At 61.7% G+C, this 24,741-nt stretch carries 21 protein-coding genes and 2 pseudogenes; 22 read left to right on the top strand and 1 reads right to left on the bottom strand.

The genetic code is table 11. The annotated features are described in order from the left end of the window. Positions 1–5 precede the first annotated feature (5 nt). The 18 genes and pseudogenes from E4Q08_RS14910 (at position 6) to truB (ending at position 19,960) form a co-directional block, all read left to right on the top strand. A complete protein-coding gene (locus E4Q08_RS14910) occupies positions 6–1,814 on the top strand; it encodes a potassium channel family protein (protein WP_169070966.1) in 1,809 nt (602 codons plus the stop codon). Next, the gene (locus E4Q08_RS14915; protein WP_248594936.1) at positions 1,789–2,619 is read left to right on the top strand and encodes an oxygenase MpaB family protein; all 831 of its coding nucleotides are present in this window, start codon (positions 1,789–1,791) and stop codon (positions 2,617–2,619) included. The genes E4Q08_RS14910 and E4Q08_RS14915 overlap by 26 nt, the downstream gene beginning before the upstream one ends. A gap of 74 nt (positions 2,620–2,693) precedes the next feature. Beyond that, entirely contained in the window at positions 2,694–2,981 is a 288-nt protein-coding gene (locus E4Q08_RS14920; protein ID WP_034919966.1) for a putative quinol monooxygenase, read from the top strand. Position 2,982: 1 nt separating this feature from the next. Then, positions 2,983–3,831 (top strand): alpha/beta hydrolase, encoded by an 849-nt coding sequence (locus E4Q08_RS14925; RefSeq protein ID WP_169070967.1) that lies wholly within the window; start codon positions 2,983–2,985, stop codon positions 3,829–3,831. A 151-nt stretch (positions 3,832–3,982) separates the two neighbouring features. After that, positions 3,983–5,624, top strand: a pseudogene (locus E4Q08_RS14930) (3-(methylthio)propionyl-CoA ligase). Positions 5,625–5,839: 215 nt separating this feature from the next. Further along, on the top strand, positions 5,840–7,486 hold the full coding sequence (locus E4Q08_RS14935) for a caspase family protein (protein WP_169070968.1): 1,647 nt from the start codon (positions 5,840–5,842) through the stop codon (positions 7,484–7,486). Between the two features lie 150 nt (positions 7,487–7,636). Beyond that, positions 7,637–8,473 (top strand): 3',5'-nucleoside bisphosphate phosphatase, encoded by an 837-nt coding sequence (locus tag E4Q08_RS14940; RefSeq protein ID WP_034919972.1) that lies wholly within the window; start codon positions 7,637–7,639, stop codon positions 8,471–8,473. Between the two features lie 16 nt (positions 8,474–8,489). Continuing rightward, positions 8,490–9,116, top strand: coding sequence for an L-threonylcarbamoyladenylate synthase (locus E4Q08_RS14945; RefSeq protein ID WP_169070969.1), 627 nt, complete (start codon positions 8,490–8,492; stop codon positions 9,114–9,116). Positions 9,117–9,126: 10 nt separating this feature from the next. Beyond that, entirely contained in the window at positions 9,127–9,774 is a 648-nt protein-coding gene (locus tag E4Q08_RS14950) for a site-2 protease family protein (RefSeq protein ID WP_169070970.1), read from the top strand. Positions 9,775–9,791: 17 nt separating this feature from the next. After that, the gene (locus tag E4Q08_RS14955; protein ID WP_169070971.1) at positions 9,792–10,994 is read left to right on the top strand and encodes a tryptophan--tRNA ligase; all 1,203 of its coding nucleotides are present in this window, start codon (positions 9,792–9,794) and stop codon (positions 10,992–10,994) included. Between the two features lie 219 nt (positions 10,995–11,213). Then, the gene (locus tag E4Q08_RS14960; protein ID WP_169070972.1) at positions 11,214–12,056 is read left to right on the top strand and encodes a segregation and condensation protein A; all 843 of its coding nucleotides are present in this window, start codon (positions 11,214–11,216) and stop codon (positions 12,054–12,056) included. After that, the gene (scpB, locus tag E4Q08_RS14965; protein WP_169070973.1) at positions 12,034–12,636 is read left to right on the top strand and encodes an SMC-Scp complex subunit ScpB; all 603 of its coding nucleotides are present in this window, start codon (positions 12,034–12,036) and stop codon (positions 12,634–12,636) included. The genes E4Q08_RS14960 and scpB overlap by 23 nt, the downstream gene beginning before the upstream one ends. Further along, positions 12,626–13,615: a pseudouridine synthase gene (locus tag E4Q08_RS14970; RefSeq protein ID WP_169070974.1), complete on the top strand. Its 990-nt coding sequence runs from the start codon at positions 12,626–12,628 to the stop codon at positions 13,613–13,615. The genes scpB and E4Q08_RS14970 overlap by 11 nt, the downstream gene beginning before the upstream one ends. A gap of 128 nt (positions 13,616–13,743) precedes the next feature. Next, positions 13,744–14,211 (top strand): ribosome maturation factor RimP, encoded by a 468-nt coding sequence (rimP, locus tag E4Q08_RS14975; protein WP_034919962.1) that lies wholly within the window; start codon positions 13,744–13,746, stop codon positions 14,209–14,211. 14 nt (positions 14,212–14,225) lie between these two features. Continuing rightward, on the top strand, positions 14,226–15,698 hold the full coding sequence (gene nusA / locus E4Q08_RS14980) for a transcription termination factor NusA (RefSeq protein ID WP_169070975.1): 1,473 nt from the start codon (positions 14,226–14,228) through the stop codon (positions 15,696–15,698). Between the two features lie 21 nt (positions 15,699–15,719). Beyond that, complete coding sequence (gene infB / locus E4Q08_RS14985) at positions 15,720–18,656, top strand: translation initiation factor IF-2 (protein ID WP_034913268.1); 2,937 nt, start codon at positions 15,720–15,722, stop codon at positions 18,654–18,656. Continuing rightward, positions 18,657–19,043, top strand: a complete 387-nt coding sequence (gene rbfA / locus E4Q08_RS14990; RefSeq protein WP_034913270.1) for a 30S ribosome-binding factor RbfA — start codon at positions 18,657–18,659, stop codon at positions 19,041–19,043. It begins immediately after the preceding gene. Between the two features lie 23 nt (positions 19,044–19,066). Beyond that, on the top strand, positions 19,067–19,960 hold the full coding sequence (gene truB / locus E4Q08_RS14995) for a tRNA pseudouridine(55) synthase TruB (protein ID WP_034913272.1): 894 nt from the start codon (positions 19,067–19,069) through the stop codon (positions 19,958–19,960). A gap of 27 nt (positions 19,961–19,987) precedes the next feature. On the opposite strand, the pseudogene E4Q08_RS15000 reads toward truB, so the two are convergent. After that, positions 19,988–20,709: pseudogene (locus E4Q08_RS15000) on the bottom strand (phage integrase N-terminal SAM-like domain-containing protein); the annotation flags it as partial. 480 nt (positions 20,710–21,189) lie between these two features. Between E4Q08_RS15000 and E4Q08_RS15005 the strand changes: the two are divergent. The 4 genes from E4Q08_RS15005 to E4Q08_RS15020 all read left to right on the top strand — a co-directional run bounded on the left by E4Q08_RS15005 (position 21,190) and on the right by E4Q08_RS15020 (position 24,032). After that, positions 21,190–21,705, top strand: a complete 516-nt coding sequence (locus E4Q08_RS15005; RefSeq protein ID WP_169070976.1) for a hypothetical protein — start codon at positions 21,190–21,192, stop codon at positions 21,703–21,705. A 476-nt stretch (positions 21,706–22,181) separates the two neighbouring features. Then, a complete protein-coding gene (locus tag E4Q08_RS15010; RefSeq protein ID WP_169070977.1) occupies positions 22,182–22,742 on the top strand; it encodes a hypothetical protein in 561 nt (186 codons plus the stop codon). Positions 22,743–22,837: 95 nt separating this feature from the next. Then, positions 22,838–23,629, top strand: coding sequence for a COG3904 family protein (locus E4Q08_RS15015; RefSeq protein ID WP_169070978.1), 792 nt, complete (start codon positions 22,838–22,840; stop codon positions 23,627–23,629). Between the two features lie 106 nt (positions 23,630–23,735). Then, positions 23,736–24,032 carry a hypothetical protein gene (locus E4Q08_RS15020; protein WP_169070979.1) on the top strand — a complete coding sequence of 99 codons (297 nt, stop codon included), beginning with the start codon at positions 23,736–23,738 and terminating at the stop codon, positions 24,030–24,032. Positions 24,033–24,741 lie beyond the last annotated feature (709 nt).

A 24,741-nucleotide genomic window follows, 5' to 3' on the forward strand; every position in this document is an offset into this window, starting at 1 on the left:
CCACGATGAATGCCAGCGTCTTCTTCCTCGCCTTGCGGCGGATGCGGGCGCCGCTGATCGTGCTGATCGTCATTTATGCGCTGTCTACGCTCGGCCTGACGCTGATTCCCGGCATCGACGCGGAAGGGCGGCCGGCGCCACCGATGAGCTTCTTTCACGCTTTCTACTTCGTCAGCTACACCGCCAGCACGATCGGCTTCGGCGAGCTGCCCGGCGCGTTTTCCGAAGCGCAGCGGATGTGGGTGACGGTGGTGATCTTCCTCTCGGTGATCGGCTGGTCGTACTCGATCATCAGCCTGCTGGCGCTGATCCAGGACCGGGGTTTTCAGCAGGTGTTGCTGACCGGTCGATTCGTTCGCCAGGTCAGGCAGCTTGGCGAACCCTTCTATATCCTCTGTGGCTGCGGCGAGACCGGCTTGCTGATTGCGCGCGCGCTCGACCGCGACGGCATCCGCGTGGTGACCATCGAACGCAGTGAGGCGCGCATCCAGGAACTCGAACTCGAAGACTTCTCTGCCGACATCCTTGCCCTCTGTGCCGACGCGGCGCAGCCGCAACAGTTGCTGATGGCCGGCCTCAAGCACCGCAGTTGTCGCGGCGTGCTGGCGATCACCGATGACGATGCGGCGAATCTCGCGGTGGCGATCGCCAGTCGCCTGATCAATCCGCGCCTGATGGTCGTCGCGCGTGTCGCGAGCCCGTCGATCGAGGCCAACATGATGTCGTTCGGAACGCATTACGTAGTCAATCATTTCGAGAAATTCGCCGACTATCTGGCACAGGCAATCCATTCCCCGAACTGGTACCGTCTCGTCGATCTGCTCACCGGCCTGCCGGGTCAGGAACTCCCTGAACGACACGATCCTCCGGCCGGCGACTGGGTGATCTGCGGCTACGGTCGTTTCGGGCAGGCGGTGGTCCGCAATCTGGAGCGGCAGGGGGTGAGCCTGACGGTGATCGACCCCGACCCGAACTTGTCGAGCAGCGTCCATCACATCGTGGGTCAGGGCACAGAGGCCGAGCCGCTGCGCCGGGCAGGGATCGAAACTGCGGTTGGAATCGTCGCCGGCAGCGACCAAGACACCAATAACCTCTCGATCGCGATGACTGCCAAGGAGCTCAATCCGGACCTGTTCGTCGTCCTGCGCCAGAACCGGGTGGCCAATCAGGTGCTGTTCGACGCTTACAATGCCAATTTCATGATGGTGCCGTCGAAGATCGTCGCTCGCGAATGCCTGGCGCTGATCACCTCGCCCTTGCTGAGCCGCTTTTTCGGTCTGCTTCGCTGCTGGCCGGACGAGCGTGCGGCGGCGGTCGCCGGGCAACTCGAAGCGCTTTGTGGCGGGCGCGTGCCGCTGGTCTGGGGAGTCAGGCTGAATGCCGCCGAGGCGCCGGCGGTGCACCAGTGGCTGATGATGGAGCAGAAGCCGATGGCGCTTGGCCGCTTGCGCCAAGACCCGGCGGCGCGTGCAGAGACACTGCCGCTGGTGCCTTTGCTGCTGCTGCGCGACGGTCGTGACCACCAACAACCCGCAGACGAGATGCTCCTGCAGCCCGGCGACCACTTGCTGTTTGCCGGGACGCGCGCCGCCAAACTGGCGCAGAACCTCATTCTCGACAATCGGAATGTCCTCGGCTACGTGCTGACCGGCCAGGATGCGCAGGGCTGGTTATGGCGTTTGCTGAGCCGGTCCGGTCCGGCCGGCGAGGGTGGCATGCAACGATGTGCATCCAATTGCCAACGTGGCGCGTATCAAGGAAATACGAACAGGAACGACGGAAAGGGAAATGATGAACGGCAGCTTGGCACCTGACCCGCGACGCGATTGCCAGGAGATCGTTCGCCATCTGGCGACGCTGCTCTTCCCCTGGGATACCACACGCTCGCTCGAACTCGCGTTGTTCCGCACCTTTGCGTCGGCGCGCATCGGCGGTCTGCTGCATGCCACCGGCGAATTCGAAAAGCGCACCGAGAAGCGCTACGATGATACCGACCTGATCATCAGTGAAATCATCGAAAACGGTTTCGACAGCCCGCGCGGTGCCAGCGCCATCGCGCGCATGAATGCCCTGCATGGGCGCTTCAGGATCGCCAACGAAGATTTCCTGTACGTGCTGTCGACCTTCGTCTTCGAGCCGATTCGCTGGAATCAACGCTTCGGCTGGCGGCGCATGACCGAATTCGAGCAACAGGCATGGTTCTGGTTCTGGCGGAACCTCGGCGAACGGATGTTGATCCGCGATCTGCCCGACAGTCTGGGCGACTTCGAGCGTGCCAGCCGCGCCTACGAAGCGGCAAACTTCCGCTTCAGCAGTGCCAATCAGCAGGTGGCGCTGGCAACACGCGAACTCTTCGCCGGCTGGTTTCCCGGCGTTTTTCGCCCGCTCGTTCGCAGCAGCATTCACGCGCTGCTCGATCCGCCGCTGCTCAGCGCTTTTGGTCTGCAGCCGGCACCACGCTGGCTGGTATGGACTGCCGAGCATGCGCTGCGTTTGCGGGCCAGGGTATTGCGCTGGCTGCCACGCCGCCGGCGTCCGAAACTGCGCACGCAGATTCCGCGAGCCGATTATCCGCAGGGCTACCGCATTGAATCGCTCGGACCGCCCCCGCTGGGCTGAGTGGACGGCGACCCATGAAAAGGTGAGGAGCTGCTGCTGCCTCTTCTCAAGACGACCCATACAAGGAGGAGACGATGATCAGAATCATGGCCCGAATTACCGCCCGCTCCGGTAGAGAGAACGAACTGCGATCGGTATTGCAGGATTTGCTCGGCCCAAGCCGCCAGGAAAGCGGCTGCGTGAGCTACGAACTGTTCCAGAATCAGGATGATCCGCTCGAGTTCGTGACCGTCGAGCAGTGGGCCGATCAGGCCGTCGCTGACGCTCACCTGGCGAGCGCACATGTGGCCAAGGCAATCACGCTGGCGGGCGAACTGCTGGCGCAGCCTCCCCTGATCCATCGCTTCAGCCCGATCGCTTGACATGTACGAGGGAAGCATCAGCAATGCCAAGATCGGCGTCGACATCAACGCGCTGTGGCGGCGCGCGCTGACGCTCGTCGCCGCATTGGCCGGCAGTTCTTATCTGGCAGCGCTGGCCTGGATCTACTGCTACCAGGAAACCCTGATCTTTCAACCGGATCCGCTGCCGGCGACGTACCGCTTTGCGCTTGCCGAGGTGCACGAGGTCGACATCCCGGTCGCCGGCGCGACGCTCTCGGCGCTGCACTTGCAACTGCCGAATCCACGCGGAGTGGTTTTCTATCTGCATGGCAACAACGGCAATCTTGCGACCTGGTTCAGCAATGTCGAATTCTACCGGGAGGCCAACTATGATCTGTTCATGTTCGACTATCGCAGCTACGGCAAGAGCAGTGGCCGCATCGAGAGCGAGGCACAGCTTCGCGCCGACGTGCTGGCCGCCTGGCATTCCGTTGCCCCGCAATACGCCGGCAAGCGCAAGGTGATTTTCGGGCGCTCGCTCGGCACCGGGCTGGCTGCGGGCCTGGCGGCAGAGGTGCAGCCCGACCTGACGATCCTGGTCTCGCCGTATTGCAGCATGACCCAGCTCATGCATTCGCATTATCCGCTGCTACCGACCTGGTTGTTGCGTTACCCGCTGGCGACCTGCCAGGATGCCTCGCTGTTGCGCGCTCCATTGCTGCTGGTGCATGGCGAGCAGGATCGGCTGATTCCGGTCACGCATAGCGAACAACTGTTGTCCGTCGCACCGCAGGCGCGCCTGCTGCGACTGCCGGCGGCAGCACACGATGATGTCCATCGCTTCAGCGCCTACACTGAACAACTACTCGCAGCGCTGCAAACACTTTGACGGTCATGACTTTTCCAGGCACCCCCGATCATGAAAGTCATGACCTTTCCCTCTCCCCCCGACCCCTCCCCCCATGAGGGGGGGAGGGGAGATTCGTGAGTCGCTGACGCGACTTTTACATTAACCTCGACCGATACAAGGAGAATACCTCATGCTCAGTGGACTCATGCAGGAGCGGCCGCTGTTGATTTCGTCGCTGATCGAACACGCGGCACGTTGCCATCCACAGGCAGAGATCGTTTCGCGTACCAGCGAGGGGCCGCTGCATCGTTGTACCTATGCCGACATCAGCCGCCGTTCCAGGCAGGTGGCGAACGCACTGACCGCGCTGGGTGTTGCACCGGGCGAGCGGATTGCCACCCTGGCGTGGAATGGCTACCGGCATATGGAGTTGTATTATGGCGTTTCAGGGATGGGAGCGGTTCTGCACACCATCAACCCGCGCCTGTTCCCGGAACAGATCGAATACATCGTCAGGCATGCCGAAGACCAGTTCCTGTTCTTCGACCTCGGTTTCGTGCCACTGGTCGAAAAGCTGGCGAAAGCGGTTCCCGGCGTTCGCGGTTTCGTCGTCATGACCGACCGGGCGCACCTGCCGGTATGCAACATTCCCGGCCTGCTCTGCTACGAGGAACTGCTCGGCGCCGCGTCCGACGCCTACGACTGGCCGCAGTTCGACGAACACACCGCCTCGTCGCTGTGCTATACCTCCGGAACCACCGGCAACCCGAAAGGCGTTCTCTATTCGCATCGCTCGTCGGTGCTGCACGCGTGGGCCGCCTGTGCGGCCGATGGCCTGGCCATCGGCGCGGCGGAAACCCTCCTGCTGGTGGTCCCGATGTTCCACGTCAATGCCTGGGGAATGCCCTACGCCGGCGCCATGAGCGGCGCCCGGCTGGTGATGCCCGGCCCGGCGCTCGACGGCAAGAGTGTCTATGAACTGCTGCGCGACGAGCGGGTGACGCTGGCACTCGGCGTACCCACGGTCTGGCTGATGCTCCTGCAGTATGTCGATGGCGCCGGCCTGAAGCCCAGGGACGAACTATGCCTGCGCCGCGTCGTGATTGGGGGGTTCATCGGCTCCGCGCACGATGAGCGAAGCCTTCGCGAACGCTTTCGGGGCTTTTGTCGTCCATGCCTGGGGAATGACCGAGATGTCACCGGTCGGAACGGTCTGCAATCTGCTGCCCAAGCACGAGGGCTACACGCTTGGACAGCGACTGGACATCCAGGAGAAGCAGGGGCGGGCGGTCTATGGCGTCGAGATGAAGATCGTCGACGACCAGGGCAAGCGCCTGCCGCAGGACGGCCAGGCCGCCGGCCACCTGCTGGTGCGCGGTCCGTGGATCACCTGCGGCTATTACCGGGACGAGGGCGGCAGCATCGTCGATGCCGATGGTTTCTTCGACACCGGCGACGTCGCGACCATCGACAGCGATGGCTACCTGCAGATCACCGACCGTTCGAAGGACGTGATCAAGTCCGGCGGCGAGTGGATTTCGTCGATCGCGCTCGAGAATGCCGCGGTGGCACACCCGGCGGTCGCCGAAGCGGCAGTGATCGGCGCGGCGCACGACAAATGGCAGGAAAGGCCGCTGCTGGTGATCGTCAGGAGGCCAGGCCAGGCGCTGACCCGCGAGGCGATGCTCGAGTTCCTGCAGGGCAGGGTGGCGAACTGGTGGATCCCGGACGATGTCGCCTTTGTCGACGAACTGCCGCATACCGCGACCGGCAAACTGCACAAGCTGAAGCTGCGGGAGATGTTCAAGGACTATCGTCTGCCATCGGCGTGAGCGCAATGGAAGTTGGTGATGGGCGGCATCTGGCATAATCGGTCCCACAGCGTTTGACCATGTGTGTGCCCATCAACCAAACGGTCATGACTTTAGAAGACACCCCCGATGATGAAAGTCATGACCGTTTCCCCTCACCCCCGACCCCTCCCCCGCGAGGGGGGAGGGAGATTCGAGAGTCGCTCGCGACTTTCATAGTAAGGAAAGCAGACTCCATGAAGCCACCACGCCCTGCCCAAAAAGTCACCGCACTCTGTACCTGTTTGGCGCTCCTTGCACCTCTGAGCGCCTCGGCTGTCGCGCCTGAAGCGGCAGCGGGACGAATCGCCCTGGTGATCGGCAACGGCGCTTATGTCGCCTCACCGCTCGTCAACCCTGCGCGCGATGCGCGCGCGGTCGCCGAACGCCTGCGCGATGCGGGGTTTCGCGTGACGCTGAAGGTGGACGCGCCGCGCCGCGAATTGCAGGAAGCCATCCGCGGCTTCGGCGACGCGCTCGCGCGCGACAACCGGGCGGTTGGTGTCTTCTACTACGCGGGCCATGGTGTCCAGCTCAACTGGCGGAATTTCATGCTGCCGGTGGATGTACGCATCACCCGCCCGTCGGATATTGCTGCGCAGGGCGTCGACGTCGGCCTCTTGCTCGAAAGTCTCGGGCGTGCGCGCAATCCGCTCAATCTGGTGATTCTCGACGCCTGCCGCAACAATCCCTTTGGCAGCGATTTCCGCACCGACGACCGGGGTCTCTCGCAGCTCGACGCGCCGCCCGGCACGCTGCTGGCCTACGCCACCGCACCCGGCAACACCGCCGACGACGGGGAGGGTGCGCATGGGCTGTACACCGAGAATCTGCTGAAGGAAATGAAAGTGCCGGGCGCACCGGTCGAAGACGTCTTCAAGCGCGTGCGGCTGGCGGTGCGACGGGCTTCCGAGGGCGCGCAGATTCCCTGGGAGAGCACCTCGCTGGAAGGTGATTTCGCCTTCGTCGCTGGCAGCGGTCGCGACCTGAGCCGCGAGCAGAAGGAGTTCGAAGCCGATCTGGCGACCTGGAACAGCCTGCGCGAAGCGAAAGATCCCGAGCCACTGGAGGCCTTCATCCGGCAGCGGCCGAGTGGCAAGTTTGCCGAGCTTGCGCAGCATCGACTCGACGCGGTCCTGCGCGAGCGCGGCGAAAAGCCTGTCCAGGCAGCGCCACCGCCGCCGCTCGGGCCGGAAATGTGCGTGCCGGGCGCTGCCGACGGCAAGGCCGCTTCCTACAGCGGCAAGGTGGTTTCGTTCCGCCCCGGCGAGCGTTACACGTATCGCACCGTCGATCTCGTCAGCCAGACCGAAACCGCACGCAGCACGGATACCGTTCTCAGGATCGCCGGCGACGAGGTGTTGTACAACGACGGCAGCAAGGTGAGCGACCTGTTCGGCAACAATGTCCGCGCTCCTGACGGCACAAGCTGGACACCCTACCAGTTCTTCATCAACGACTACGCGCTCGGCAAGCGCTGGCCGGCACAGTTCATCGTCACCCGGGCGGATGGCACGAAGGTCAATGTGCGCTTCGAGTTGCGTGTCGCCGCACGCGAGCGGATCACCTTGCCTGCCGGAACTTTCGACAGTTACCGCATCGAAGCCCGCGGCGTCGACCTGGGCAGCGGCGTTCAGCTCGACCGCACGGCCTGGGTCGCTCCCGAGAGGATGCGCGGCTTTCTGGCGATGGAAAATCTGGTTCGCAAGGGCGGAGCGGTGGTCGGAGGCGAGCGGATCGAGCTGGCCGACTACGCTGCCGGCGCTGCCCTGGCGACCCCGGACGCTGCGCCATCGGCAGCGAAAAAGGCGAAGGATCCTGGAGGCTGGCGACCGTCCTATTAGTGATCAGAAGGGCGCTTACGACCGGGCGTTCGTTGCTCCTTCGGCAACGCGCCATATTCAGGGCTGCATGAGCGGCGCAAGTGACCGGGTGCAGGCCTTTGCCTGTGTTATCATGTGCAGTTGCCGATTTCCGGCCGCCCCTACTGGCCTATCCACGTGCTCAACTGCGATCTCCATTGTCATTCCACCTGCTCGGACGGTCTCCTTTCTGCGGACGACCTGGTCCGTCGAGCAGCGGCGAATGGTGTGGACATGCTGGCGCTCACCGACCACGATGACCTCGATGGCCTATCGCCGGCGCGGGCAGCGGCGGAAGAACTGGGGATGGCCTTCGTCAACGGCGTCGAGATCTCGATCGAGTGGGAGACGCTGCAGATTCATATCCTGGGTTTCGCTTTCGACAGCGCCGATCCGGTATTGAACGACGGTCTGGCGACGATTCGCTCGGGCCGGATCGAGCGTGCGCGGCGCATGTCGGCGGCGCTCGAGAAGGTCGGCATCGCTGGTGCTTTCGAAGGCGCGATGCGTTATGCGGCCAACCCGAGCCTGGTCAGTCGCGCGCATTTTGGTCGCTATCTCGTTGAAAATGGCGTCTGCAAGGACCTGCGCAGCGTCTTCGAGTCGTACCTGGTTCCTGGTCGGCCGGGTTATGTCGATCATCGCTGGGCGACGCTGGCCGATGCGGTGCGCTGGATTCTTGGCGCCGGCGGGATTGCAGCGGTGGCGCACCCTGGGCGCTACAAGCTGTCGCGCGCCGAGATGCGGCGCTTTCTCGGCGACTTCAAGGCCTTGGGCGGGCAGGCGATCGAGGTCATGTCGGGGAGTCATACGCAGGAGCATGTGGAGGTTTTCGGGCGCCTGGCCAGGGAGTACGATTTTCTGGCGTCGCGCGGCTCCGATTTTCACGGGCCGGGCGAGAGTTATGTCGATCTGGGCAAACTGGCACCACTGCCGGATGGGCTGAAACCCGTCTGGCAGATGTTCTGAGCGACCGGAAGGCATCATGGCTCAGTACATCACGATTCATCCCGATAATCCGCAGGCAAGGCTGCTGCAGAAGGCCGCCGAAGTCGTCCGTCAGGGTGGCGTCATCGCACTGCCGACAGACTCGAGTTACGCCCTCGGTTGCCATCTCGGCGACAAGGCCGCAGTCGAACGAATTCGCAGTCTGCGTGGTGTCGATGACCGTCACCACCTGACACTGATGTGCCGCGATCTGTCGCAGATCGGTCAGTTCGCGCGTGTCGACAATGCCCGCTACCGCTTGCTCAGGGCGACGACGCCGGGCAGCTATACCTTCATTCTCGAGGGAACCCGCGAATTGCCACGGCGCGTCCTGCACCCCAGGCGCAAGACCATCGGGCTGCGCATTCCGGCGCATACGGTCACGCTGGCCTTGCTCGAAGCGCTTGGCGAGCCATTGCTGACTTCGACCCTGATCGTCGCCGGTGATGAAGATCCACTGACCGAAGGCTGGGAAATCCGTGAACGGCTCGACAGCCAGATCGAATTGATCCTCGACGGTGGCTATTGCGGGATCGAGCCGACGACCGTGGTTGATCTGACCGGTGCGCTGCCGCTGCTGGTGCGCGCCGGGCTCGGCGCGCTGGCGCCGGTGGGTTTGGACTGAGGAACGAGGCATGGACCCCACTGTTTTCATCCTGGCTGCGTTGCCGGTAATCCTCGCGATCACCCTGCACGAAGCTGCCCATGGTTATGTAGCCCGCCATTTCGGTGATCCGACGGCCTGGCAGGCCGGGCGGATCACGGCCAATCCGCTCAAGCATATCGATCCGGTAGGGACGATCCTGGTGCCGGCGATCATCCTGCTGCTGTCGACGGGAGGCATTCTGTTCGGCTGGGCAAAACCGGTACCGGTGAATTTCGGGCGTCTGCATCACCCGAAGCGTGACATGTTGTGGGTGGCCGCAGCTGGCCCGGCGGCCAATCTCGCAATGCTGCTGTTCTGGGCGGCGCTGATGAAGCTGGCCTTGCTGCAGACGCACAGTTTTTTCAGTTTGCCGATGCAGGTCATGGCTCATTACGGAATGGGGGTGAACATCGCGCTGATGGTACTCAACCTGTTTCCACTGCCACCACTGGATGGCGGGCGGATTGCCGTCAGCCTGCTGCCGCCAGAAGCCGCCTGGCGCTTTGCGCAAGTCGAACGCTTCGGCTTTCCGATCATGTTGTTGCTGCTGTTCACCGGTGTTCTGAGTTCGCTTCTGACACCGGTGATGCGAGTGCTTGAAGCACTGATCGAGATCCTTTTTCAATTACCCTCCTGAACCGCCAAAGACAGAACATGTACGCAGAACGAGTCCTCTCCGGGATGCGCCCGACCGGCAGCCTGCATCTCGGCCACTACCACGGCGTGCTGAAGAACTGGGTGCGGCTGCAATATGAGTATCCCTGTCTCTTCTTCGTTGCCGACTGGCACGCCTTGACCACCCAGTATGACGACCCGCAGGGCATCGTCGATGCTACCTGGGAGATGGTCATCGACTGGCTGGCAGCCGGTGTTGACCCGGCACGGGCGACCCTGTTCATCCAGTCGCAGGTGCCCGAACATGCCGAACTGCATCTGCTGCTGTCGATGATGGCGCCGCTGGGCTGGCTGGAGCGCGTGCCGACCTACAAGGATCAGCAGGAAAAACTCGAGAACAAGGATCTGTCGACCTACGGCTTTCTCGGCTATCCCTTGCTGCAGTCGGCCGACATCCTGATCTACCGGGCCGACAAGGTGCCGGTGGGCGAGGATCAGGTGCCGCACATCGAGTTTTCGCGTGAGGTGGCGCGCCGCTTCAATCATCTCTATGGACGCGAACCGGGTTTCGCGGACAAGGCCAGGGAGGCGGTCAGGAAGCTCGGGTCGAAGCGGGCGCGCCGTTATGAAGAATTGCGCACGCGTTTCCAGCAGCAGGGCGAGCAGGCGGCGATCGAGCAGGCACACGCGCTGCTGGACGAGGTTCATGACCTTTCGCACGCCGACCGCGAGCGCCTCCGTGGCTACCTCGAAGGCACCGGCAAGATGATTCTCGTCGAGCCGGGTGCGCTGCTGACCGAGGCCTCGCGGATGCCTGGGATCGATGGCCAGAAGATGTCGAAATCCTACGGCAACACGATCACGCTGCGCGAGGACGCCACCTCGGTGACGCAGAAAATCCGGCGCATGCCGACCGACCCGGCGCGGATTCGCCGTACCGATGCCGGTGATCCGGACAAATGTCCGGTCTGGCAATTGCATCAGGTGTATTCGGACGCGGCCTGTCAGGCCTGGGTGCAGCAAGGTTGCCGCAGCGCCGGCATCGGTTGCCTGGACTGCAAGCAGCCGGTCATCGACGCCATCTTGCGCGAGCAGGCACCGATGCGCGAGCGTGCGCAACCTTTTCTGGACGATCCGCAACTGGTGCGATCGATCATTGCCGACGGCAACAGCAAGGCGCGTCATCTCGCGCGAGAAACGATGCGCGACGTGCGTCAGGCGATGGGAATGGACTACCGCTAACGGTCATGACTTTTCCAGGCACCCCCGATCATGAAAGTCATGACCGTTTCCCTCTCCCCCGACCCCTTCCACGGCCCGCGCTGCATCGCGGGCCGGCTGCGGCGGCGCGGAGCGGTGCTCCGCGAAACCCCGCCTGCGCCCCCGCGAGGGGGGAGGGGAGATTCGTGAGTCGCATACGCGACTTTCACATTAAGCAATGGTGCAGTTCGGCGATCCGCGATGAGCGCTAGCGCGACCATCGCCGTGGCAGCGGCACCGATCGAGACTCCGGTCAGTCCGCTGGCCAGAATCTACGGCGAACCGCTGGCGCAGATGCCGCACGACCTGTACATCCCTCCCGATGCGATGGCGGTCATGCTCGACGCTTTCGAGGGGCCACTGGATCTGCTGCTGTATCTGATCCGCAAGGCCAACGTGAATGTGCTCGATATTCCGATGGCGCCACTCACCCTGCAGTATCTGGTTTACGTGGAAGCGATGCGCTCGCAAAACCTCGAACTGGCAGCCGACTATCTGGTGATGGCGGCGATGCTGATCGAGATCAAGTCGCGGATGCTGCTGCCAAGACCGAAAGCCGCCATCGGCGAAGAGGCGGAAGACCCGCGTGCCGAACTGGTGCGGCGACTGATCGAATATGAGCAGATGAAGCTGGCCGCGCAGGCGCTCCATGAACTGCCGCAGGCTGAGCGCGATTTCGACTGGGTCGAGGTCTGGGTCGAAAAGACCCTGCTGCGACGTCTGCCGGAAGTCACGGTGCTGGATTTGCAGAACGCCTGGCGCGGTATTCTGCGGCAGGCCAGACTGCATACCCGGCACCTGCTGCAGCGCGAGGAACTGTCGGTGCGCGAGCACATGACCCTGATCCTGCGTCGTCTGCGCGATGCCGACGGCTTTGTCGAGTTCGTCGACCTCTTCGACCCGACGCTGGGGGCGCCGGTACTGGTCGTGCATTTTCTGGCTTTACTGGAGCTGGCACGTGAACATCTGCTTGAAATGACGCAGGTGGAAGCATTCGCTCCGATCTATCTGCGCTTGGCCGATGCCCACAGTGACTCCCGGTGAAGTGCCGGCAGTGTCGGCAGTGCCGGCCGCGAAACCCCCCGACGTTGCGACAGTGAAACGGGTTCTGGAAGCGGTGCTGCTGAGCACTCGAGAACCCCTGACGCTGAACGACCTGCGCAAGGTATTCGCCGACCAGGTCACTGCCGAGATCCTGCGCGGACTGCTCGACGAGTTGCGCGGCGAATGGAGCGAGCGACCACTCGAGTTGCTGCCGGTGGCGAGCGGCTGGCGTTTTCGGACGCGCGCCGAGTACCTGCCCTATCTGGAACGGCTTCACCCGGAAAAACCACCGCGCTATTCACGGGCAGTGCTGGAAACGCTGGCCATCATCGCCTATCGTCAGCCCGTGACGCGTGGTGACATCGAGGACATCCGCGGCGTGACGGTTGCCACACAGGTGATCCGGGTACTCGAAGAGCGTGGCTGGGTCGAGGTCGTTGGCCATCGCGATACGCCCGGTCGACCGGAACTGCTGGCGACGACCAAAAAATTCCTCGACGACCTCGGTCTTCGCACCCTCGCCGAGCTGCCGGCGCTCGAACAAATCCATTCCACCCTGGAACTTGCTGATGCCCAATAACAAACGCCGCCCAACCGCGGACTTTTCTCGTTCCACTCCTCGTTCGCCACGTCCAGCCGCGCCGGCATCGCTAGCAGCGGGGCAGCGACGACCACCGGCAGCTCCTCTGGAGTCTGCTGACCCGGCCAGGAAAGCACGCCCGGCACCAGGAGCGAGCGCCGGCGAGTCGGCACGGCGCACTCGTCATCTGGAGACTGCAGGCAAGCCGGAACGATTGCACAAGCTGCTGGCCAACAGCGGCATCGGCTCGCGCCGGGAGATGGAAGCACTGATTGCCGCCGGTCGCATCCACGTCAATGGCGAACCGGCGCAGCTCGGTCAGACGGTCAGTCCGGGCGACCGGATCAAGGTCAATGGCAAGCTGGTGCAGTTGCGCTTCTCCGACCGCTTGCCGCGGGTGATCCTCTATCACAAGCCCGAAGGCGAGATCGTTTCGCGCAACGACCCGGAGCATCGGCCGAGCGTGTTCACCTCGCTACCGCGGATGTCGGCCGGACGCTGGGTGGCGGTCGGCCGTCTCGATTTCAACACCAGTGGCCTGCTGCTCCTGAGCACCTCGGGGGATCTCGCCAATCGACTGATGCATCCGCGTTATCAGCTGGTGCGCGAGTACGCGGTGCGCATCCTCGGCGACTTGCCCGACGATGCCCGCCGGCGTCTGCTCGATGGCATCGAACTCGACGACGGTCCAGCGAAGTTTGCAAGCTTTCAGGAAGCTGGCGGAGAGGGTGCCAATCGCTGGTATCGCGTGTCCCTTTTCGAAGGTCGCAACCGTGAGGTGCGGCGCATGTTCGAAGCCGTCGGCGTCGTCGTCAGTCGCCTGATGCGTGTTCGCTTCGGTCCCTTTGTGCTGCCGCCGAGCCTGAAGCGGGGGCAGGTCTACGAACTTCCCGAGGCCGAGGTAAAGAAGCTGCTTGCCGACTTCGGCATGGCGACTGCCGAATCCGGCCGCCCGCCGCGGCGGCCGCGACCCGCTTGAGAGTACTCTTCCGATCACAGGCTGATTTACCCCTGCCGATATTTTCGTTATAATCCAAGGGTTTTCCGCTCGCCCCTCAGGGGCAATTTTCGGGGATGGGCTATTCGCCCATTTTTTTATTTGCAGCCATGGATGTGCACGAACTACTTGAAATCACGGTGACTGGTCTCGGCTACGAGCTGGTGGACGTGGAACGTAGCCCGCGTGGCCGCGTTCTGCGCGTCTTCATCGACAAACCGGAAAAGCCGCGTGGCGTGGATATCGACGACTGTGCGCTGGTCAGCAATCATCTGTCACGCGTGCTGACCGTCGAAAACGTCGACTATGATCGTCTTGAAGTTTCTTCGCCGGGGATCGACAGACCGCTGAAGAAAGCGTCTGACTTCGAACGTTTCGCGGGTTCGGAAATCAGTCTCAAGTTACGCCTGCCCTTGAACGGTCGGCGCAATTTCAGTGGCGTCCTGCTTGGCGTGCACGACGGCAAGGTCCGTCTGCAGACCGATACAGGCGAAATGGAGTTCGATCGGGTCAATCTGGAAAAGGCACGGGTAATTCCCAAGTTCGACACGATGAAATCGGGCGAGAAGCCGGTTTAGGAGGTAATGAAGAAATGAGCCGCGAAATCTTGCTGCTGGTAGATGTTCTGGCACGTGAAAAGAACGTGACCAGAGACATCGTCTTCGGCGCGCTGGAGTTGGCGCTGGCATCGGCTACCAAGAAGCGCGTCCACGACGACGCCAATGTACGCGTCGCGGTTGATCGCGAAACCGGTGATTTCGAAACTTTTCGGCGCTGGGAAGTCGTTGCCGACGAAGACTTTCTCGACGAGGAACAGCAGGTGTCGCTGTCGGAAGCCCAGAAGCAGGATCCCGAGGTTGAGATCGGTGATTATCTGGAGGAGTCTCTCGAACCCATCGACTTCGGTCGCATTGGTGCGCAGGCTGCCAAGCAGGTGATTCTGCAGAAGATTCGTGACGCCGAGCGCGAACAGGTGCTGAGTGAATTCCTGGCGCGCAAGGAGCATCTGGTAACCGGGACGATCAAGCGCATGGAGCGCGGCAATGCGATTGTCGAAACCGGCAAGATGGAAGCAGTGCTGCCACGCGATCAGATGATTCCGCGCGAGAACCTGCGCATGGGTGATCGTGTCAAAGCATATTTGCTGCGCATCGACCGATCCGCCCGCGGTCCGCAACTGATCCTGTCGCGTACCGCTCCGGAGTTCATCATTCAGCTCTTCGCGCTGGAAGTCCCGGAAGTCGATGATGGCCTGCTGGAAATCAAGGCTGCTGCCCGTGACCCCGGCATGCGCGCCAAGATTGCCGTCAAGTCCAATGATCAGCGGATCGATCCGATCGGTACCTGCGTCGGCATGCGTGGATCGCGAGTCACGGCGGTGACCAATGAACTGGCCGGTGAAAGAGTTGACATCGTTCTCTGGTCGGCTGATCCTGCACAGTTCGTGGTTGGCGCGCTGGCGCCGGCTGAAGTCAGCTCGATCATCGTCGATGAAGACAAGCACAGCATGGACGTGGTCGTCGACGAGCAGAACCTGGCAATCGCCATTGGCCGTGGCGGCCAGAATGTTCGCCTGGCTTCGGAAATGACCGGCTGGACGATCAACCTGATGACCGAGGAAGAGTCGAAGACCCTGGTCGAGGCCGAGGCGGCGGCGATTCGCGTGCTGTTCATGGAGAAACTCGATGTCGACGAGGATGTGGCGAACATCCTCATCGACGAAGGCTTTTCGACTCTCGAGGAAGTGGCTTATGTACCGCTGCACGAAATGCTCGAGATCGAATCCTTCGACGAGGCCACCGTCCAGGAGTTGCGCGAGCGGGCGCGTAACGTTCTGCTCACCGAGGCCATTGACACCGAGGAAAAAATCGGTAACGTCGCCGAGGATCTGCTGGGCCTTGAAGGGATGGACAAGTCGCTGGCCGGAAAACTGGCTGGTAATGGCATCAAGACGCGCGACGATCTCGCCGACCTGGCAGTCGACGAACTGACCGAGATGACCGGCATTGATGCGCAACGGGCCAAACAACTGATCACCACGGCGCGTGCGCACTGGTTCGAGTAAGCGGGAAAGAGGGGAATTCATATGGCGCAAACGAGTGTTGCCCAATTTGCCATACAGCTGAAGATGCAGGCTGGTTCGCTGCTCGAACAATTGCATAAAGCCGGTGTGGCCAAGAAACAGGTTGATGACCTGCTGTCCGAGCAGGACAAGTCGAGGTTGCTGGATTATTTGCGCAAGGCGCATGGTCAGACGGATGCGAAGACCAAGATTACCCTGACGCGCAAGGAAACGACCGAGATCCGGCAACACGATTCGCACGGAAAATCGCATACGGTGCAGGTCGAAGTTCGCAAGAAGCGCGTTCTCGTGAAGCGGGAGGCACCCGAAGTCCGCGCCGAGTTGCCACCGGCCTTGCCGAAAGCGGCGGCCGAGGCAGTCGTTGAAGCCAGGGTGGAAGCGCTTGCCGAGATCAGAACTGCGCCGGTCGTCGAGGGGAAAACCGAAAAAATCGAGACGGTCGTCGCTGCGAAAGCCGAAAACGTCGAAAAAGTCGAGAGGGTCGAGAAAAGAGAACCGGTCGTCGAAGCGAAAGTCAAGAAATCCGCACCGCCTGTCGCAGTGAAAGTGGAACCAGCTCTTGCCGTGAAGTCCGAATCGCCGGCCAGGGCGAAAGCCCGGCCGGTGCCAGACCTGCCTGCCGCTACAGCGGCCGCGGCGACGAAAACCGAAGCGCCGGTGGCGGCTGACGCCAAGGTCAGCGCCAAAAAAGTGGTGACACGTGCTTCGATCATCGGCGAGGAGCAGCAGCGCCTGCGCGCCGAAGAAGAGCGGCGTAACGCCGAGTTGCGTGCTCGTCAGGAAGCCGAGTTCAAGAGCAAGCAGCAACGCAGCGCCGACCTCGTACGCCTGAAGCAGGATGCCGAGAACAAGGCGGTCGCGGCCAAGGCGGCCGGGGTGGCCAAGCAGGTTGCCGCCCAGACCGCGAGCGAGCGGCCAGCCGAAGACAAGACACTGCACAAGCCGGTCGCCAAACCGGCGACGGCCGACAAGAAGGTTGCCGAAAAGAAAGCGCCCGAAAAGAAGGTTGCCGACAAGAAGGGGCAATGGAAGAGCGAAGGCGCCAACAAGCGTCCCGGACTCAAGACACGCGGCGCTACTGGTGGCACGGGCTGGCGGGACAACAAGCACGGCAAGCGATCCGGTCGCGGCGTCAGTGACGAAGATGAGCAGCATTCCTTCCAGTTGCCCGTCGAGCCGGTGATTCACCAGGTCTATGTGCCCGAGACGATCTCCGTCGCCGACCTGGCACACAAGATGGCGGTCAAGGCAACCGAGGTGATCAAGGCCCTGATGAAAATGGGTTCGATGGTGACCATCAACCAGGTGCTGGATCAGGAGACGGCGATGATCATCGTCGAGGAGATGGGTCACAAGGCGTTCGCTGCCAAGCTTGACGACCCCGATGCCTTCCTCGACGACAGCGCCATCGAGCAGAAGGACGTGCCGCAAGAAGCACGCGCGCCGGTAGTGACGGTGATGGGACACGTCGATCACGGCAAGACTTCGCTGCTCGACTACATTCGTCGCACCCGTGTGGCGAGTGGCGAGGCGGGCGGCATCACCCAGCACATTGGTGCCTATCACGTGCAGACCGACCGGGGCATGGTGACCTTCCTCGACACGCCGGGTCACGAGGCATTCACGGCGATGCGCGCACGCGGTGCCAAGGCGACCGACCTGGTCATTCTGGTGGTGGCTGCCGACGACGGCGTGATGCCACAGACCAGGGAGGCGATTCACCACGCCAAGGCGGCTGCTGTGCCGATTGTCGTGGCAGTGAACAAGATCGACAAGCCGGGTGCCCAGCCCGATCGAGTGAAACAGGAACTGGTGACCGAACAGGTGGTGCCCGAAGAGTACGGCGGTGACGCACCTTTTGTCCTGGTTTCCGCAAAGACCGGTGTCGGTATCGACGAATTGCTCGAAAACGTTCTGCTGCAGGCAGAAGTGCTGGAACTGAAGGCGCCCAGGGACGCGCCAGCCAAGGGCCTGATCATCGAGGCACGCCTCGACCGCGGGCGTGGCCCGGTGGCAACGATGCTGGTTCTCTCGGGAACGCTTCGCCAGGGCGACATCCTGCTGGCTGGTCAGGTGTTTGGTCGGGTGCGCGCGATGCTCGACGAGAACGGCAAGGTGATCAAGGAGGCCGGTCCTTCGATTCCGGTCGAGATCCTCGGCCTCTCCGATGTGCCCGCGGCCGGCCAGGAGGCCGTGGTACTCGCTGACGAACGCAAGGCGCGCGAGATTGCCCTGTTCCGCCAGGGCAAGTACCGCGACGTCAAGCTGGCCACCAAGCAGGCAGCCAACCTCGAGAGCATTCTCGATCAGATGACCGAGGCCGAGGCCAAGGTCCTGGCGCTGATCATCAAGGCCGATGTGCAGGGTTCTCAGGAAGCGCTGGTACAGTCCTTGCAGAAGCTCTCGACCGCCGAGGTCAAGGTCAACGTCATCCACGCTGCGGTGGGTGCGATCAGCGAGTCCGATGTGCACCTCGCGCAAGCCTCGAAGGCGGTCATCATCGGCTTCAATACGCGTGCAGACGCCGGCGCACGCAAGGCGGCCGAAGCCGCCGGGGTCGACATTCGCTACTACAACATCATCTACGATGCGGTGGATGAAGTGAAAGCTGCGCTGTCGGGCATGCTGTCACCCGAGAAACGCGAAGATGTCACCGGCCTGGTCGAGATCAGGCAGGTCTTCCGCGCCACCCGGATCGGCACCATCGCCGGCTGTTATGTTCTCGAAGGCGTCATCAAGCGCAGTTCGCGTGCGCGCCTGCTGCGCAACCATATCGTCCTCTGGGATGGCGAGATCGAGTCGCTGAAGCGCTTCAAGGATGACGTCAGGGAAGTACGGGCCGGTTTCGAATGCGGTCTTTCACTGAAGAACTTCAGTTCCTACGAGGAAGGTGACCAACTCGAAGCGTACGACGTCACGGAAGTGGCAAGGAGTCTCTAAGTGCCGGCAAACAAGGGATTTTCACGCCGAGACCGGATCTCGGAACAAATCCGCCGCGAGCTTGCCGAGGTGATTCAAAGCGAGCTCAAGGATCCCCGCGTCGGCATGATCAGTCTTACCGATGTCGAGGTGAGTCCGGACTACGCGCATGCCAAGGTGTACTTCAGCAGCATGGCGGGTAGCGACACGCTCGACTCGGTACAGGCCGGCCTGCAGCAGGCTTCCGGGTTTCTGCGCAGCGAGCTGGGCAAGCGCATCAGCATTCACATGATCCCGCAGTTGCATTTCGTTTTCGACGACTCGCTAGAACGTGGCGCCGAGCTATCGAAGCTGATCAGCGAGGCGGTAGCCATCTCGGATCACGGTGAAGAGCCGGACAAGGCCTGAGTTGGGCTGAATCTGAAAAAGTCATGACCGTTCGGAAGAGCTGGCGCCGCGTCGATGGCGTGCTGCTCCTGGACAAGCCGGCCGGCATGTCCTCGAATTCGGCGCTGCAGGCGGCGAGGCGTCTCTTTTCGGCAGCCAAGGCCGGGCACACCGGCACCCTCGATCCTATGGCCAGCGGGCTGTTGCCGCTCTGTTTCGGTGAAGCGACCAAGTTCTCGGTCGATCTGCTGGCGGCCGACAAGACCTACGAAGCGCAACTCCTGTTCGGTGTCCGGACCGATACCGGCGATGCCGACGGCACTGTCGTGATGCGGAGCCCGGTGAGCTTCGGGCGTACCGAACTCGAAGCCGCACTGACCCATTTCCGCGGTCCGATTCGCCAGATTCCACCGATGTACTCGGCGCTCAAGCGCGACGGCAGACCGCTCTACGAGCTCGCTCGCCAGGGGATCGAAGTCGAGCGCGAGGCACGCGCGGTGACGATCCACGAACTGTTGCTGCTTGATTTTTCAGGCGATCGTTGCCGCTTGCGGGTCGCCTGCAGCAAGGGTACCTATATTCGCAGCCTGGCCGAGGATCTGGGCGCGGCACTCGCTTGCGGAGCGCATCTGACGGCCTTGCGGCGGCTTGTTGTCGGGCCGCTGCAGATTGCCGATGCGGTGACGCTCGATCAACTCGCCGCGCTTGCCGAAGAAGCACGCGGAGACTGCTTGCTGGCGCCCGATGCCCTGCTGCAGAGTCTGCCGGCAGTGTACCTGGACGATGTCGCCGGGCAGCGCTTCAGGCACGGGAACTCGGTCACGATCGCCGGTTTGCCGGGGAAATGCCGGGTCTACGCCGAGAATCGCCTGCTTGGTCTCGGCGAGCTTGATGACGCGGGACACCTGCAGCCGCGGCGAGTGCTCGGCGCGCTGTAGGGAGCAAGTGCTGCGCGACTCTACCCCTGTTCGAATGTCGTAGCCGCTATCGAGCAAATGGGTGGCGAAGGAATGCCGCAGCGTGTGCGGGGTGGCCGGTTTGTCGATGCCGGACGCGATGACCGCTTTCTTCATCGCGCGCTGCAGCAGCTTTTCGTCCAGATGATGACGCCTTTCAACGCCGCTGCGCGGATCGACCGAGTAACTTCCCGAAGCAAACAGATACTGCCAGGGCCAGGATGTGCTTGCCCCCGGGTACTTTCGCTCCAGCGCGTCCGGCAGATAGACGCTCGCCTTGCCGACCCGCAGATCATCCTCGAAGAGCAGCTTCCGCTGCTGCAGGTGCTCGCGCAGATTACTTCCATCAAGCGCATTCCGGTGCCGTAAAGGAGACACGCGAGCAGGCCGTAAACGCCGTCCATCCGCTCCAGCACACGCTGAACTTCGCCGCGAGTGAGGACTACCGGCAAGCGTTGGGAGCGTTTGGCTCGCACCACATCGTCGAGCCACGGAAGCTCGACGCCCAATACCTTGCGGTAAAGGAACAACAGCGCCGACAAGGCCTGGTTTTGCGTCGCCGATGCCACCTGCTCGTCGACGGCAAGATGGGTCAGGAACGCCTCCACCTCAGTCGCGCCCATCTCACGGGGATGGCGCTTATGGTGAAAGAGAATATACCTCTTGACCCAGTGGACATATTGTGCTTCAGTGCGTATGCTGTAGTGGCGCAAGCGGATCTGATCACGCACTTGGTCGAGAAGCTTGGGTTGGGAGGGGGAGTTTCCGGTTTCGGCAGGCGTGTTTTCCGGACCGGAAGGTGTCTCTCTCGGCGGTCCTGGGGTGTTTCCTTGTGTGTTTCCTGGTGTGTTCACGGGCAACAATTCGTTATGAATCTAAGCATTGTTCTCACGAGTTCGCAGTATACACATCAATGTGTCTCGGTATACACCTTGACGCGTCTGGAACTACCCCCTGGGAACACCCCTCGCGAAAAAGTAGATTGCACCGAAATCGGTGTTCACTATACGTTAGGCGTCAGAAACTCCACCACCATGACCCGCGAGGACCGAATTCTTGCCGCACTTGCCACTGGCCGCAGGCTGTGCGACGACTGTCTCTCCGACGTGGCTGGTGTCAAGCCGCGGCAGTCCGTCTATCAGGCGTGCAGCGCACTACGTCAAGAAGGAGTACTGACACGGCTCACTGAGAGTTGTGAGGCGTGCAATCGGATGAAGATCACGAACGGCCGCCTCCTAAAGCCAGACAACCAGAGACCGCGCGCCCAAGTCGCAGAGTCCGGGCTGCACTTCGACGTCAAGAGACCTGGCCCACTCGTTAACGTTTCTGTCAACCGCCCGTGGTACTGGGAAGGTCACGTGCAATCCGAAATAGTCAAGTTTCTAAAGGCATCCGGCGCCTCGGTTCAGTCGCAAGCAGACACTGCGACTCGGGAGCAAGGCAAGGACATCGTGGCGATCGAAAGAGATGGCGCGACCCTGTGGGTTTCCGTCAAAGGCTTCCCCGAGAGTAGTGCGAACACACAAGCGAGGCACTGGTTTGCAGGGGCACTCCTGGATCTGGCGCTATACCGCGCGGAAAATGACAAGGCGCGTCTCGCCGTTGGCTTCCCCGCTGGCTTCACCACCTATGAGAACCTCGTGAAGCGAACGAAGGCCACGCTCGGCTTTCTAGGGTGTCATGTGTTCTGGGTCTCACAAAACGGTGAGGTCAAACGCGAGGGTTAGCCTCACGCAATGCCAACATGGCCCGACTGACGCCTAACCATTCGCTCAACCGGACCCATTGCGGCATGCGGCTAAAGGCCCGCCATTTCATTCTGGGCCTTTAGCCACATACCGCAACGGTCCGGTTAGCTCAAACGTTGGGCGTTAGCGCCTCAAGAGGTTCGTCGTGTGCTGGGCCGCCGTCCTCGGTTCTTCGGGCCAAGCACGGGTCACCGTGGCGCTTGCCTGCGGTAGCGTGCCCGCCCGAACCAGGGCCGCCTGGGCCGGGGGTGCAAAGGGGAAGCGCTTTCGGTCGGCGCGCTGGCGGCGTGGCGTTTCGGGTCGGGCCGGTCCGTGGCCGCGTCGGCTTGCCACACGAGCGGGAGGTTATTGCGGGTTCCCCGTCCAACTTTTCATTCCACCGGACGCCGGTGCAGCGGCTTTGGCTCTTCGGCAACGCCTCGTCCCGGCGCCGGTAAATTCAAACGTTGGGCGTCATGACGCATCCATATGCTGAGTTCGAAGAGTTCATCGCAGGACTCGCGCGTACCATCCTTCAGCCTCCGATTTCCCTCACTGTGGGAAGTGGCCTGCGCAACCATGTCGTTGGCGCATCCGGTATTCGCCATCAGATCGATGTGTCGTTCGAAGACACCCGTACTGCACCACCCAAGCTGGTGCTGATCGAGTGCAAGCATCTCAATCAGCCCATCAAGTTGGCTCACGTCAAAGTGCTCAAGGCAACACTCGATGACGTCGCTGCCCGGGTTGGAGCAACGTTTCAGGTGCACGGCATGCTTGTATCTCGCAAAGGTGCCCAGGCCGGCGCCATGCGCTATGCCGGTCACTACACCATCGCCCTCCAGCACATCAACAGTGCTGCTGAGTACGACTTCGCATACGACAAATGGCGCGTTGTTGGTCGCTCCGGTGCATCGGCTGCTGTCGGCCAAGCGGTCGCGGAAGGTTACGCACTACGTACCTGCACAGCGTGCGGCAAGCAGTTTCGCGTCATCGACGCGAGCAACGCATGTTCATTCTGTGGCCAGACGCATTGACGCCCAACCCCTCGTTGCACCCGACGGCCTACAGCGGGCTGCGCCCGCTTCCGTCCGCGGGTGAACTCAAACGTTAGATCGCATAGGAGCCATTTGTGCTAAACAGAAAGACAGTGCTTCTTCTGCTAATGCTGATCGCCCCGACGTTCAGTTACGGTATGGACGTAAGGCACGACAAGAAACGGAACGAATACACGACGTTTCTGACCGGAAAAATAGTGCCAGGCGACCTTGCCAAGATTGTCGCGTCCGTTTCTGCACCTGGTAATTTCCCGAAGTACTTCACGCTAGATTCGCCTGGAGGCGACCTTCTGGAGGCAATGAGAATCGGTCAGTTCATCCGCGAGACGGCCACAGGGACCTTCGTTGCGAAAGAATGTTCAAGCGCGTGCGTGTTTCTCCTTGTCGCTGGTACGTCGAGGAGCGCATTGGATGATGCCGCCGTCGGGATTCATCGCCCCTACTTCGAAGCAAAGGAGTTTTCTGGCCTCTCATTGCCAGAGGCGGAAGCAAGGCATCGGCAATTGCGCAGCGCAGCCCGACGCTATCTTGAGAACATGGAGATGACGACCGCTGCAATAGAGAAAATGTTCTCAATTGGCTCTGACGACGTCTATTACCTCACTCCACCTGATAAGGCCCGCTTGCTAGTGGTTCCTTCCGCGTATTCAGAATGGATTCGAGCAAAGTGCTCACCGCCGACCGCGCAGGACACACAACTGTTTAAATCCCGGGGATTCAACATCTTTGCCAAATTCGACAAGGAACCTCCGACTGATCCAGTGTTTTTGGCCTATATCAGTAAGATGGATCGGGCACAGAAGTGCGAGGAAGACCTCGTAAAGCAGGTTCGAGATGCGGCACTGCTCAAGTACCGAGGGAAGTGATGAGTAGAATCCGGGGACAGACCACGGTTTTCTGGCCTAACTTTTCATTCAACCCGGACTGGCGCGATAAAGCCGCGCCAGCCGGTTAATTCAAACGTTAGAGCCCATGAATTCCAGCGCACTTTGGGTCGGCCAAAAAGGCACTGAGTTACTTGTCCATGATCCAGACGCGCAAGTAGCAGGATCCGATCTGGTTGTCCTTTGGAACAAGACAACCCAAGAAGTAGAACTATACAACCGCGATATCTTGAGAAAGAACGTTGCGACGGTGTCTGATTCTCGCGTCTCAGACGAGGCAATTTCCCTGTATTCCGCGTGGCTCGTCAACTTCAAATCGCTGCTTGACGAGGAACGCGTTTATTTAGTTAAGAGAATTGAGAACGAAAAAGCGAGAGAAAATTGAAAAGGAAGAACGAGAAAGACAGAAGATAGAGCGCGAAAAGCTAGAAAACCTCAGCCATACGGAGAGGGCGCAGATACATCACGGAGCCTTCTTCGAAAGGAGAGGGTTGAAGAATCCAGGCGTTAGGCCTCGCGGTATGCTGACGCGTCACCGCGTCACCCATTGCTACTCCTGCAAGCATCCACTGGACAACTCAATCGACATTGAGTGCGTCGCCTGCGGATGGATTATTTGTGGTTGCGGTGCATGCGGATGTGGCTATGGGCTCTAACCCTTCGTTGCAGCCGACTCCCGCCAGCGGGCGCGGCTGAACGACACGTTGGGCGTTGGCGCTTCAAGAGGTTCGTCGTGTGCTGGGCCACCGGCCGGGGTTCTTCGGGCCAAGCACGGGTCACCGTGGCGCTTGCCTGCGGTAGCGTGCCCGCCCGAACCAGGGCCGCCTGGATCGGGGGTGCCAAGGGGGAGCACTTTCGGTCGGCGCACTGGCGGCGTGGCGTTTCGGGTCGGGCCGATCCGTGGCCGCGTCGGCTTGCCACACGAGCGGGAGGTTATTGCGGGTTCCCCGTCCAACTTTTCATTCCACCGGACGCCGGTGCAGCGGCTTGGGCTCTTCGGCAACGCCTCGTCCCGGCGCCGGTAAATTCAAACGTTGGGCGTTGGCGCTTCAAGAGGTTCGTCGTGTGCTTGGCCCGAAGAACCGAGGACGGCG

The sequence above is a fragment of the Candidatus Accumulibacter contiguus genome, from assembly GCF_012940005.1.
Taxonomy (GTDB): Bacteria; Pseudomonadota; Gammaproteobacteria; order Burkholderiales; family Rhodocyclaceae; genus Accumulibacter; species Accumulibacter contiguus.